Here is a 13,593-nt window from a genome sequence, read left to right as displayed (position 1 = left end):
GGGCCCCCCCTAAACCACCACGCCCCCCGCCACCGGGGGGGGCCATTTTTTTTTTTCGGCCCCCGCCCGCTCGGGCGGGGGGCGCCACCCCGCCTTGGTCGGCCGCCCCCCCGCCCCGATGTCAGTCGCCGGCGAGGGGCTCCGGGAGGCGCATTGCCAGGATGGCCATGTCGTCGGAGGCGGGCTCCTGGGCGAAGCGTTCGACCGCGCGCAGGATGCGGGCGGCTACCGCGCCGGCTGTCAGGCCCGTACAGGTCTTGAGGACCTCGATCAGGCCGTCGTCGCCGAGCATCCGGGTGCCCTCGCGGCGTTCGGTGACGCCGTCGGTGACGCAGAGCAGGACGTCGCCCGGGTCGAGCGTGATGGTCTGCTCGTACAGCTCCAGGTCGTCGAGGACGCCCAGGAGGGGCTGGGGATCGGCTGCGGGGACGACCGTGCCGTCCTGGCGCAGGCGGAGCGGCAGCGGGTGGCCGGCGCAGACGACCTTGAGGATGGCCGAGCCGTCCTCCTGCGGCCACAACTCGCCGTACAGCAGCGTCAGGAAGCGGCTGCGGGCGCCCTCGTCGAGGATCGCGGCGTTGAGCCGTTCCAGGACCGCCGGGCCGCCGAAGCCCTCGCGGGCCAGTAGGCGCAGGGCGTGCCGGGCCAGGCCCGTGACGGCCGCGGCTTCCGGGCCCGTACCGCAGACGTCGCCGATCGCGAAGCCGTAGGCGTTGTCGCGGATCGGGAAGAGGTCGTAGAAGTCGCCGCCGACCTCGTTGCCCTCGCCGGCCGCGCGGTAGATGACGTCCACCTCGACACCGGGGATGTCCGGGAGGCCGGGCGGCAGCAGACTGCGCTGGAGGGACTGACTGATCGCCATGCGCTCCGAATAGAGGCGGGCGTTGTCGAGGGCCAGCGCCGCTCGGCGGGAGAGATCCTCCGCGAGCTCCAGGATCTCCTGGCGGAAGTGGTCGTCGGACGGCTTGCCCAGGGTGAGCATGCCGATGACGCGGTTGCGGGCCACGAGCGGCAGGACCACGGTCTCCCCGCCGACGACGGCCGCGGTCGCGAGCGTGGTGTCGATGCCGGAGGACAACGGGCCGCCCGTACCGCCCAGTTCGCGCAGCGAGGTGGAGAGGGCGGCCCGGTGGGCGGCCTCGCCCGGGGCGGCCCAGACGCGGGCGCCGGGGGTGGGCACCGGGTCGGGCGGGGCGATGGACGACAGGAGGGCCTTCAGTCCGTCGATGCGGTCCTCGTCCTCGTGGAGGACGTACGAGAGGTACGGCTCCGAGACTTGGTCGGCGATCGTGTAGACGGCGCACCAGGTGGCCAGGGTCGGGACCGTCATCTGGGCCATCAGGGCCAGGGTTTGGTCGCGGTCGAGGGTGCCGGCCAGGAGGTCGGAGGCCTCGACGAGGAAGCTGAGGGAGCCGCGGCGGAGGCGTTCGAGCTCGCCGAGGCGGGCCGATTCGACGGCGAGCGCGATGCGGTCCGCGGCGAACTGGAGGCGCAGGGCCTCCTCGTTGGAGTAACGGTTTGAGCTTTCGGCGGCGACGCCGAGGGAGCCGGTGAGGCGGCCTTCGACCTTCAGGGGCACGGTGACGACGGAGCGCATCCCGGTGCCCTCGAGGAGGGGTACCGCGCCGGGGACGGCGGCCAGGTCCTCGTGGACGGCCGGCATGCGGGCGGAGCCGTAGCGGCTGGCGCCGGTCTCGACGGGGACGCGGGCGAACCGCTGGCGCGCGGAGGGGAGGCCGGTGGTGGCTCGTACCTCCAGCTCGGTCTCGTCGTCCGTGGCGAGGAGCAGGAAGGCGGAGTCGCCGTCGAGCATGTCGCGTGCGCGCTCCACGGTGCGCTGGAGGAGGCCGTCGAGGTCGTCCGGGGCGGGGGAGCCGATGAAGACCTCGAAGGGGTCGGTGGTGCGGCTCTCGGCGCCGGAGTCGGAGACCGCGGGGCGCTGCGGGGTCTGGAGGACCGCCCGCTCGTACTCCCGTACGAGGAGGCAGACCGTGGACGGCTCGCCTTCGGCGTCGCGGACGCGCAGATGGGAGGCGTACACGGGGATGACCCGGCCGTCGGCGCAGCGGATGCCGTAGCTGCCTTCCCAGCGGGAGAGCCGGAGGGCTTCGACGAGGCCGGTGCCGATGCCGGGGGTGTGCGGCCAGGCGGCGAGGTCGCCGAGGGGCTTGCCGGTGACCTGCTCGGCGCTGTAGCCGAAGAGTTCTTCGGCGTCCTCGTTCCAGGCGGTGATGGCGCCGGCGCGGTCGATCTGGGCGACGGCGACGCGGACGCGGGCGTCCGTGACCGGGAGGAGGGCGTCCGGGAGGACCGGGCCCGCGGAGCGGGTGCCGATGGCACGCTCGGGCAGGTCGAGCTGGAACCAGACATGTTTGTGCGTGGGGGTGTACTCGACGCCCCAGCGGGTGGCGAGGGCGGCGCACAGGAGCAGGCCCCGGCCGTTCTCCCGGTCGGGGTGGGCGAGCGTGCGGCCGCCCTGGACGGGGATCTCGCGCTCGGGGTAGTGGTCGGCGACCTCGACGCGGACTCCGTCGTCGCTGCGCAGGCACAGGACGTCGGCTGCGGTGCCGGCGTGGATGACCGCGTTCGTGACGAGTTCGCTGGTGAGGACGACGGCGTCGTCGACGACCTCGGCGTACCCCCACCCCTGGAGGGTGTCCCGGACGAAGGCGCGGGCGGTCGCGACGGACCGCCCGACGGGGTCGAAGGTGGCAGCCGCCCGCGCGGTGATCACAGAACTCCTCGTACGCGTCTCGACGCCCGGCTCCGCCATGGTCGGTCTGCCCCTCCCGCTGCCCGGTGGTCGTCTTCGCGCCACCCCACCCCCGCCGGGCGGACCGGGGCGGTTGGACAGCCGGATGCCAGGTTACTTACCTTCGCTGTCCGAGCGGATGCCGGTCACCACTGTTTCCGTCCCCCGAGGGCGGGGACGCTATGCGAAGTCGCCGAACTGTTATGGCCGGGTTCGGCTGCGGTGAAACACTGGGCAGGCTTGTGGTGACGGCCCGGGCAGTTCGGTCAACCCCTTCGGGAGGGACACGGTGGAGTCTGGCACGGCGGCGCGGCGCGGCAGCATCAGCGGCACGCGCGCGAAGGGCGGGCGGTCCCGGAGTGGTGGGACGGTGCAGGTGGACGCAGCGGCCATGGAGCGGCTGCTCGCTGCTCTGGTCTCGATGCGGGACGGGAATTTCCGCAAGCGGCTGACGGTGTCCGGCGACGGTCTGATGACGGAGATCTGCGCCGTCTTCAACGAGGTCGCCGACCGGCAGATGCATCTGACCGGCGAGTTGTCGCGGGTGCGGCGCATGGTGGGGCGCGAGGGCAAGCTGTCCGAGCGGCTCGAGGCGGGGGCCAGTGAGGGCACCTGGGCTGCGGCGATCGAGGCCGCGAACGCGTTGGTCGACGACATGACGCGGCCTGTGTCGGAGGTGGGGCGGGTCCTCTCGGCGGTGGCCGAGGGCGATCTCGACCAGCGGATGGACTTGCGTTCGGACGGGCCGGACGGGGCCGCGCGGCCGCTGCGTGGGGAGTTCCTGAAGGTCGCGCGGACCGTGAACAACCTGGTCGACCAGCTGTCGGCGTTCACGGACGAGGTGACGCGGGTCGCGCTGGAGGTCGGTACCGAGGGAAAGCTGGGCGGGCAGGCCCAGGTGCGCGGTATGTCCGGTTCGTGGAAGGATCTCACTGATTCGGTCAACACCATGGCGTACCGGCTGACGGCGCAGGTGCGTGACATTGCTCTCGTGACGACGGCGGTCGCCAAGGGCGATCTGTCGCGGAAGGTCACGGCGCATGTGGCCGGCGAGATGCTGGAGCTGAAGAACACCGTCAACACGATGGTGGATCAGCTGTCCTCGTTCTCCTCCGAGGTGACCCGTGTCGCGCGTGAGGTGGGCACCGAGGGGGAGCTGGGTGGCCAGGCCGAGGTGGCCGGGGTCGCGGGTGTCTGGAAGGACCTCACCGACTCCGTCAACACGATGGCGGGAAATCTCACCAATCAGGTGAGGGGTATCGCCGAGGTGACGACGGCGGTCGCCAACGGCGATCTGTCGCAGAAGGTCACGGTGAGCGCGCGCGGCGAGGTCGCCCAACTCGCGGACACCATCAACCAGATGACCGAGACGCTGCGGACGTTCGCCGACGAGGTGACGCGCGTGTCCGGCGAGGTCGGCGCGCAGGGTCTGCTCGGCGGGCAGGCGCAGGTGCCGGGTGCGGCGGGTACGTGGAAGGACCTGACCGATTCGGTCAACACGGTCTTCCGGAACATCACCACGCAGGTGCGGGACATCGCGCAGGTGACGACGGCGGTCGCCAACGGCGATCTGTCGCAGAAGGTCACCGTCGACGTGGCCGGCGAGATGCTGGAGCTGAAGAAGACCGTCAACACGATGGTCGACCAGCTGTCCGCGTTCGGTTCCGAGGTGACCCGGGTCGCGCGGGAGGTCGGCGTCGAGGGTCTGCTCGGCGGGCAGGCGGAGGTGCCGGGTGCGGCGGGTACGTGGAAGGACCTCACGGACTCGGTGAACACGGCGTTCCGCAACCTGACGGGTCAGGTGCGGGACATCGCGCAGGTGACGACGGCGGTCGCCAACGGCGATCTGTCGCAGAAGGTCACCGTCGACGTCGCGGGCGAGATGCTGGAGCTGAAGAACACCGTCAACACGATGGTGTCGCAGCTCTCCTCCTTCGCCGACCAGGTGACGAGGATGGCCAGGGACGTGGGCACGGAGGGCCGCCTCGGCGGTCAGGCCCGGGTCGACGGCGTCTCGGGTACGTGGAAGGAGCTCACCGACTCCGTCAACTTCATGGCCGGCAACCTGACGTCGCAGGTGCGCCAGATCGCCCAGGTGACGACGGCGGTGGCGCGTGGTGATCTGTCGCAGAAGATCGACGTGGACGCGCGCGGCGAGATCCTGGAGCTGAAGAACACCATCAACACGATGGTCGACCAGCTGTCCGCCTTCGCGGAGCAGGTGACCCGGGTGGCCCGTGAGGTGGGTACGGACGGCCGGCTCGGCGGTCAGGCGCAGGTGCCGGGCGTCGCCGGTGTGTGGCGCGATCTGACCGACTCGGTGAACGGCATGGCCGGGAACCTCACCGCCCAGGTCCGTAACATCGCGCAGGTCGCCACTGCGGTGGCGCGCGGTGACCTGTCGCAGAAGATCGACGTGGACGCGCGCGGCGAGATCCTGGAGCTGAAGAACACCCTCAACACGATGGTCGACCAGCTCTCCAGCTTCGCGGAGCAGGTGACCCGGGTGGCCCGCGAGGTGGGTACGGAGGGCATCCTGGGCGGTCAGGCCGAGGTGCAGGGGGTCTCCGGCACCTGGAAGGACCTCACCCAGTCCGTGAACTTCATGGCGAACAACCTGACCTCTCAGGTGCGCAACATCGCCGAGGTCACGACGGCGGTCGCCAAGGGCGATCTGTCGAAGAAGATCACCGTCGACGCCAAGGGCGAGATCCTGGAGCTGGTGACGACCGTCAACACGATGGTCGACCAGCTGTCGAACTTCGCGGACGAGGTGACGCGAGTCGCCCGCGAGGTGGGTACGGAAGGCATCCTCGGCGGGCAGGCGCGGGTGCGAGGCGTCACTGGCACCTGGAAGGACCTGAGCGACAACGTCAACCTGATGGCCAACAACCTGACCAGTCAGGTGCGGAACATCTCCCGGGTCTCCGCGGCCGTCGCCAACGGCGATCTGACGAAGAAGGTGACGGTCGAGGCGCGCGGCGAGGTCGCCGAGCTCGCCGACACCGTCAACACGATGGTGACGACCCTGTCGTCGTTCGCGGACGAGGTGACGCGAGTCGCCCGCGAGGTGGGTACGGAAGGCGAACTGGGCGGCCAGGCGCGGGTTCCGGGCGTCTCCGGCACGTGGAAGGACCTGACCGAGTCGGTGAACTCGATGGCGTCGAACCTGACCGGTCAGGTGCGCCAGATCGCGACGGTCACCACCGCCATCGCCAAGGGCGATCTCACCAAGAAGATCGACATCGACGCGCGCGGCGAGATCCAGGAGCTGAAGAACACCATCAACACGATGGTCGACCAGCTGTCCAACTTCGCCGAGGAGGTCACGCGTGTGGCCCGCGAGGTGGGTACGGACGGACAGCTCGGCGGCCAGGCGCGGGTCCGGGACGTCGACGGCACCTGGCGGGACCTGACCGAGTCCGTGAACGAGATGGCCGGGAACCTGACCCGGCAGGTGCGCGCGATCGCGGCCGTCGCCACCGCGGTGACCCGCGGCGACCTCAACCTGAAGATCGACGGTGTGGACGCGGCGGGCGAGATCCAGGCCCTCCAGGACAACATCAACACCATGATCGCCAACCTGCGCGACACCACCCTCGCCAACGAGGAGCAGGACTGGCTCAAGGGCAACCTGGCCCGCATCTCCGGTCTGATGCAGGGCCGGCGCGACCTGGACGACGTCGCCTCGCTCATCATGAGCGAGCTGACCCCGGTCGTCTCCGCCCAGCACGGTGCCTTCTTCGTGGCGATGCCGACCGGCTCCGCGACCGGCAGCGCCGAACTCGGCGGGCAGGGGGAGGGCGCGTACGAGCTGCGGATGCGCGGCAGTTACGGGTACTCGGCCGGGTCCATGCCCACGTCCTTCCGCCCCGGCGAGACGCTGATCGGGACGGCGGCCGAGGAGAAGCGGACGATCCAGGTCAACGTGCCGCCGGGCTATCTGAAGATCTCCTCCGGGCTCGGCGAGGCGGCACCGGCGCATGTGATCGTGCTCCCCGTCCTCTTCGAGGGGAAGGTCCTCGGGGTGATCGAGCTGGCTTCCTTCCAGCCGTTCACGCAGATCCAGCGGGACTTCCTCAACCAGCTCGCCGAGCTGATCGCGACCACCGTCAACACCATCAGCGTCAACACCAAGACCGAGGTGCTGCTCCAGCAGTCGCAGGAGCTGACCGAGCAGCTGCGGGAGCGCTCGGCCGAGCTGGAGCACCGGCAGAAGGAGCTTCAGGGCTCCAACGCCGAGCTGGAGGAGAAGGCCGAGCTGCTCGCCCGGCAGAACCGGGACATCGAGGTGAAGAACACCGAGATCGAGGAGGCCCGGCAGGTTCTGGAGGAGCGGGCCGAACAGCTCGCCGTCTCCATGCGGTACAAGTCCGAGTTCCTGGCCAACATGTCGCACGAGCTGCGCACCCCGCTCAACTCGCTGCTGATCCTGGCCAAGCTGCTCGCCGACAACGCGGACACCAACCTCTCGCCCAAGCAGGTGGAGTTCGCCGAGACGATCCACGGCGCGGGCTCCGACCTGCTCCAGCTGATCAACGACATCCTCGACCTGTCCAAGGTCGAGGCGGGCAAGATGGACGTCTCCCCGACCCGTATCGCGCTGGTGCAGCTCGTCGACTACGTCGAGGCGACGTTCCGGCCGCTCACCGCGGAGAAGGGGCTCGACTTCTCGGTCCGGGTCTCGCCCGAGCTGCCCGCCACGCTGCACACCGACGAGCAGCGGCTGCTGCAGGTGCTGCGCAACCTGCTGTCCAACGCGGTGAAGTTCACCGACACCGGCGCGGTGGAGCTGGTCATCCGGCCGGCCGGGACGGATGTGCCGCAGTCGATCCGCGAGCAGCTTCTGGAGGCCGGTTCGCTGCGCGACCCGGAGGCCGAGCTGATCGCTTTCTCGGTCACGGACACCGGCATCGGGATCGCGGCGGGCAAGATGCGGGTCATCTTCGAGGCGTTCAAGCAGGCCGACGGGACGACCAGCCGCAAGTACGGCGGTACGGGTCTGGGGCTCTCCATCAGCCGCGAGATCGCGCGGCTGCTCGGCGGTGAGATCTACGCGGCGAGCGAGCCGGGCCGCGGCTCGACGTTCACCCTCTATCTGCCGCTGAGCCCGAGCGAGCTGCCGCCGCACGGGTACGGGCAGGGGGAGCCGGGTGCGATGGACCCGCAGTCGGGTCTGGAGGCCGGTCCGGACGACGTGACCGCGCACTACGCTCCCGCCCCCCTGGCGGCCGATCTGCGCTCCGGCGCGGGCGCGCTGTTCCGGCACCGCCGCAAGACGTCGCAGGCCGGGGTGGACGCGCGGGCGGCGCTGCCGGGCCAGCCAGGCCGGACCGGTCAGACCGAGCAGACGGCGGCCGACGACCGGGCGGATGCCGAGCCGCGCCGTACGTTCTCCTTCGGCGGCGAGAAGGTGCTGATCGTCGACGACGACATCCGCAACGTCTTCGCGCTCACCAGCGTCCTGGAGCAGCACGGTCTGGCGGTGCTGTACGCCGAGAACGGCCGGGAGGGCATCGAGGTCCTGGAGCAGCACGACGATGTGACGGTTGTTCTGATGGACATCATGATGCCCGAGATGGACGGATACGCGACGACGACCGCGATCCGGCGGATGCCGCAGTTCGCCGGGCTGCCGATCATCGCGCTCACGGCGAAGGCGATGAAGGGCGACCGGGAGAAGGCCATCGAGTCGGGCGCCTCCGACTACGTCACCAAGCCCGTCGACCCCGATCACCTGCTCTCCGTGATGGAAGAGTGGATGCGCGGAAACGGAACCGGAGGTTGTTGACGGACTGTCGCCGAGGGCGTGTGAGAGCGCGATATTCGGGGAACCTTCTGGTCTCTCACCGCGTTTCTGCTACGTGCACAGTGACATCGCGGTGACAGGGTGTGGCGACAGGCGGGGTGCGGCTACCATGACCGGCACAAGGACGGACGGCGCATGGGAGTCGTCTTCTGGGGCGGCGCCCGGTGCTTCCCCCGGCTCGGCGAGTCGGGGAGAGCCGATGCCGGGGCGAGGAGGACGGGGCATGGTGCAGAAGGCCAAGATCCTCCTGGTCGATGACCGGCCGGAGAATCTGCTGGCGCTGGAGGCCATTCTCTCCGCGCTCGATCAGACGCTGGTGCGGGCATCGTCCGGGGAGGAAGCGCTCAAGGCGCTGCTGACCGACGACTTCGCGGTCATTCTGCTGGATGTCCAGATGCCTGGAATGGATGGATTCGAGACCGCCGCGCACATCAAGCGGCGCGAGCGGACCCGGGACATCCCGATCATCTTCCTCACCGCGATCAACCACGGTCCGCACCACACCTTCCGTGGTTACGCCGCAGGTGCGGTCGACTACATCTCGAAGCCCTTCGACCCGTGGGTGCTGCGCGCCAAGGTCTCGGTCTTCGTCGAGCTGTACATGAAGAACTGTCAGCTGCGCGAGCAGGCCGCGCTGCTCCGGCTCCAGCTCGAGGGTGGCCACGGCGGCCACGCCAAGGAGTCGGCCGGACTGCTCGCCGAGCTCTCCGCCCGCCTCGCCGCGGTGGAGGAGCAGGCCGAGGCGCTGTCCAAGCAGCTCGACGACGACTCGGCCGACGCCGCGGCCGTCGCCACCGCCGCCCATCTGGAGCGCAAGCTCACCGGGCTGCGGCGGGCCCTCGACGCCCTGGAGCCGGGCACCAGCGGTCCGCCCGTACTCCCCTCGCAGAGCTGACATATCGTCATCGATCGGGCGCCCGCGGTGAATGGGCGTCAGTTTCGTGCCCCGGTAAGCACGACACGAACGGGTGAGCCCGGACGCGCACGTGTCCGACGCCGCTCACACCGGTAACCTCAGCATCATGGCCTCACGTACGTCCGGCAAAGGTTCCCAGGGCACGGCGGGCACCGCGAAGCCGCGCGCCGGCCGTACGTCGGGCGCCGCGAAGAAGGCGGCGTCCGCGAAGTCGCCCGCCAAGCCCGCCGCGAAGAAGACCGCGGCCAAGAAGGCCGCGCCCGCGAAGCGCGCTCCCGCCAAGAAGACCGCGGCGAAGAAGGCCGCGCCCAGGCCCGCGCCGTCCCCGACCGGGGGCGTCTACCGGCTGGCCCGTGGTCTGTGGCTCGGCCTCGCGCACGGTGTCGGGGCGATGTTCCGGGGGATAGGGCGCGGAGCGAAGGGTCTCGACCCGGCGCACCGCAAGGACGGCATGGCGCTGCTGCTGCTCGGTGTCGCGCTGATCGTCGCCGCCGGGACCTGGTCCAATCTGCGCGGCCCCGTCGGCGACCTCGTGGAGATGCTCGTCACCGGCGCCTTCGGCCGCCTCGACCTGCTCGTACCGCTGCTGCTGGGTGCCATCGGCATCCGGCTGATCCTCTACCCGGAGAAGCCCGAGGCCAACGGCCGGGTCGTCATCGGCCTCTCCGCCCTCGTCATCGGCGTGCTCGGGCAGGTCCACATCGCCTGCGGCTCCCCGGGACGCGGCGAGGGCACCAAGGCCATGCAGGACGCCGGCGGGCTCATCGGCTGGGCCGCGTCCAAGCCGCTCGTCTTCACGATGGGCGAGGTCCTCGCCGTACCCCTGCTGGTGCTGCTCACGATCTTCGGGCTCCTCGTCGTCACGGCCACCCCCGTCAACGCCATCCCGCAGCGGCTGCGCACCCTCGGCGCCAAGCTCGGCCTCGTCGAGCCCGCGTACGACCCCGAGGCCGCCGAGGAGGGGTACGAGGAGGACTGGCGCGAGGCCACCGCACAGCCCGCCGCCCGCTCCCGGCGCGGGACCCCCGGACCCGCCCAGGTGTACGACGTCGACCGGGCCGAGGAGGAGGCGCTCACCCGGCGCAGCCGCCCGCGCCGCCCCTCGGTGCAGCCCGCCTTCGACCGGCCCATGGACGCGGTGGACGTCGCCGCGGCGGCGGCCGCCGCCCTGGACGGCGCCGTGCTCAACGGGATGCCGCCCTCCCCGCTGGTCGCCGATCTGACCCGGGACGTCACCGCCGAGCGGGCCGCCGCCCTGGCCGCGGCCGCCGCGGCGGCCGCCGAAGCCGGCGAGGCGCCGCCCGCCGCCCCGCTGCCGACCGCCCGCGGCGAGAAGGCCGGGCGCATCCCCGGAGCCGTACCGGATCTGACCAAGCCGGCCCCCGAGCACAGCGAGCTGCCGCCGCGCGCGGAGCAGCTGCAGCTCTCCGGGGACATCACGTACGCCCTGCCCTCGCTCGACCTGCTGGAGCGCGGCGGCCCGGGCAAGACGCGCAGCGCGGCGAACGACGCGGTCGTGGACGCGCTCTCCAACGTCTTCACCGAGTTCAAGGTCGACGCGGCCGTCACCGGCTTCACCCGCGGGCCGACGGTCACGCGATACGAGGTCGAGCTCGGCCCGGCCGTGAAGGTCGAGAAGATCACGGCCCTGACGAAGAACATCGCGTACGCCGTGGCCTCCCCGGACGTGCGGATCATCTCGCCGATCCCCGGCAAGTCCGCGGTCGGTATCGAGATCCCGAACTCCGACCGCGAGATGGTCAACCTCGGCGACGTGCTGCGGCTGGCCGCCGCGGCCGAGGACGACCACCCGATGCTGGTCGCGCTCGGCAAGAACGTCGAGGGCGGCTACGAGATGGCCAACCTGGCGAAGATGCCGCACGTCCTGGTCGCCGGCGCCACGGGCTCCGGAAAGTCCTCGTGCATCAACTGCCTGATCACGTCGATCATGATAAGAGCGACCCCCGAGGACGTCCGGATGGTGCTCGTCGACCCCAAGCGGGTCGAGCTCACCGCGTACGAGGGCATCCCGCACCTGATCACGCCGATCATCACCAACCCGAAGCGGGCCGCCGAGGCCCTGCAGTGGGTCGTGCGCGAGATGGACCTGCGCTACGACGACCTGGCGGCCTTCGGCTTCCGGCACATCGACGACTTCAACGAGGCCATCCGCAACGGCAAGGTCAAGCTGCCCGAGGGCAGCGAGCGCGAGCTCAAGACCTATCCGTACCTGCTGGTGATCGTGGACGAGCTGGCCGACCTGATGATGGTCGCGCCGCGGGACGTCGAGGACGCCATCGTCCGCATCACCCAGTTGGCCCGCGCCGCCGGCATTCATCTGGTGCTCGCCACCCAGCGGCCATCGGTGGACGTCGTCACCGGTCTGATCAAGGCGAACGTGCCCTCGCGGCTCGCTTTTGCGACCTCCTCGCTCGCCGACAGCCGGGTCATCCTCGACCAGCCCGGAGCCGAGAAGCTCATCGGAAAGGGTGACGGTCTGTTCCTGCCGATGGGCGCGAACAAGCCCGTCCGCATGCAGGGCGCCTTCGTCACCGAGGCCGAGGTCGCGGCCGTCGTCCAGCACTGCAAGGACCAGATGGCGCCGGTCTTCCGGGACGACGTCACCGTCGGAACCAAGCAGAAGAAGGAGATCGACGAGGAGATCGGCGACGACCTCGACCTGCTGTGCCAGGCCGCGGAGCTGGTCGTCTCGACCCAGTTCGGCTCGACCTCGATGCTCCAGCGCAAGCTGCGCGTCGGGTTCGCCAAGGCCGGTCGCCTGATGGACCTGATGGAGTCGCGGAACATCGTCGGGCCGAGCGAGGGGTCCAAGGCGCGCGACGTGCTCGTCAAGCCGGATGAGCTGGACGGGGTACTGGCCGTCATCCGCGGGGAATCGGAAGCGTGAACCGCGAGGCATCGGAGGCGTGAACCGCGGGGCATCGGAGGCGTGACCGCTGGGCATCAGGTGTGGTCCGCGGGGAAGCCTTCCCATAACGAGACCGGGTCGAGACTCACCCGTAAGGGAACGGGGGCAACCGTTTCCCTTGGGCGTACGTCAAGTTGGAGGGAGGGACAGAAGGATGTCCCAGCCTCATGGCGTACAAACAGCTCCGCCCGGTTGCCCCACCCTTTCGTACCACCCATAGACTGAACGTCCAGCAGGTGGTTACACGCTCGAAAGGCGCTCTCGTGTCCATCGGCAACTCCCCCGAATCCCCCGAAGACGACCGGAACTTCCCGGCAGACGACCGGGATTCGATCGGTCGTGCTCTCCAGCAGGCCCGGATCGCCGCCGGTCTCACCGTCGACGAGGTCAGTGCCTCCACGCGGGTCCGCATCCCGATCGTTCACGCGATCGAGGAGGACGACTTCTCGCGCTGCGGTGGCGATGTCTACGCCCGCGGGCACATCCGTACGCTCGCGCGTGCCGTGGGACTCGATCCCGCGTCGCTGATCGAGCAGTACGACGCCGATCACGGCGGTCGGCCCGCGCCCACGCCCGCCGCACCCCTCTTCGAGGCGGAACGTATCCGCCCCGAGCCGCGTCGGCCCAACTGGACCGCCGCCATGGTGGCCGCGATCGTCGCGGTCGTCGGCTTCGTCGGCTTCACGATGTTCAACGGGACCGACGCGACGACCACCGGCGGCGCCGTGGCCGAGGGCCCGGCCCCCGAGAAGAAGACCACCACCCCCACCTCGAAGCCGACCAAGACCACCAAGCCGGCGCCCACCAACAGCGCCATCGCCGCCGTCCCGAAGGACAAGGTCACGGTCAAGCTGACCGCGATCGACGACAAGAGCTGGATCTCCGCCAAGGCGAGCGACGGAAAGCTGCTCTTCGACGGCCTCCTCCTCGAGGGCGAGTCCAAGACCTTCCAGGACGACGAGCGCGTCGACCTGATCCTCGGCAACGCCGGCCCGATCGAGCTCTACGTCAACGGCAAGAAGATCCAGGACAAGTTCGAGTCCGGTGCCGTGGAGCGGCTCTCCTACGCCAAGGGCGACCCCGAGGCCGGCTGAGCCGTACACCGGGCCACCACGGCCTGCACACCGGGCCACCACCCGGTTACACGCCGACCGTCGCGCAGGTGAACCCTGCGCGGCGGGGGTACG

At 70.2% G+C, this 13,593-nt stretch carries 5 protein-coding genes; 4 read left to right on the top strand and 1 reads right to left on the bottom strand.

The window, feature by feature from the left end; genetic code table 11:
* Positions 1-121: 121 nt before the first annotated feature.
* A complete protein-coding gene (locus ACFV9D_RS34840; RefSeq protein ID WP_385155582.1) occupies positions 122-2,773 on the bottom strand; it encodes a SpoIIE family protein phosphatase in 2,652 nt (883 codons plus the stop codon).
* A gap of 268 nt (positions 2,774-3,041) precedes the next feature.
* Between ACFV9D_RS34840 and ACFV9D_RS34835 the strand changes: the two genes are divergently transcribed.
* The 4 genes from ACFV9D_RS34835 (at position 3,042) to ACFV9D_RS34820 (ending at position 13,500) form a co-directional block, all read left to right on the top strand.
* Positions 3,042-8,543, top strand: a complete 5,502-nt coding sequence (locus ACFV9D_RS34835) for a HAMP domain-containing protein (protein ID WP_385155579.1) — start codon at positions 3,042-3,044, stop codon at positions 8,541-8,543.
* Between the two features lie 241 nt (positions 8,544-8,784).
* Positions 8,785-9,456 (top strand): two-component system response regulator, encoded by a 672-nt coding sequence (locus ACFV9D_RS34830; protein ID WP_385155576.1) that lies wholly within the window; start codon positions 8,785-8,787, stop codon positions 9,454-9,456.
* Between the two features lie 127 nt (positions 9,457-9,583).
* Complete coding sequence (locus ACFV9D_RS34825) at positions 9,584-12,385, top strand: DNA translocase FtsK (protein WP_385155573.1); 2,802 nt, start codon at positions 9,584-9,586, stop codon at positions 12,383-12,385.
* 284 nt (positions 12,386-12,669) lie between these two features.
* Positions 12,670-13,500 carry a helix-turn-helix domain-containing protein gene (locus ACFV9D_RS34820; RefSeq protein ID WP_385155570.1) on the top strand — a complete coding sequence of 277 codons (831 nt, stop codon included), beginning with the start codon at positions 12,670-12,672 and terminating at the stop codon, positions 13,498-13,500.
* Positions 13,501-13,593: the final 93 nt, after the last annotated feature.

It is taken from the genome of Streptomyces sp. NPDC059875, assembly GCF_042731085.1.
Taxonomy (GTDB): domain Bacteria; phylum Actinomycetota; class Actinomycetes; order Streptomycetales; family Streptomycetaceae; genus Streptomyces.
The sequence above is the reverse complement of the archived record's forward strand: the minus strand, read 5'-3'. Positions and strand labels throughout refer to the sequence as shown.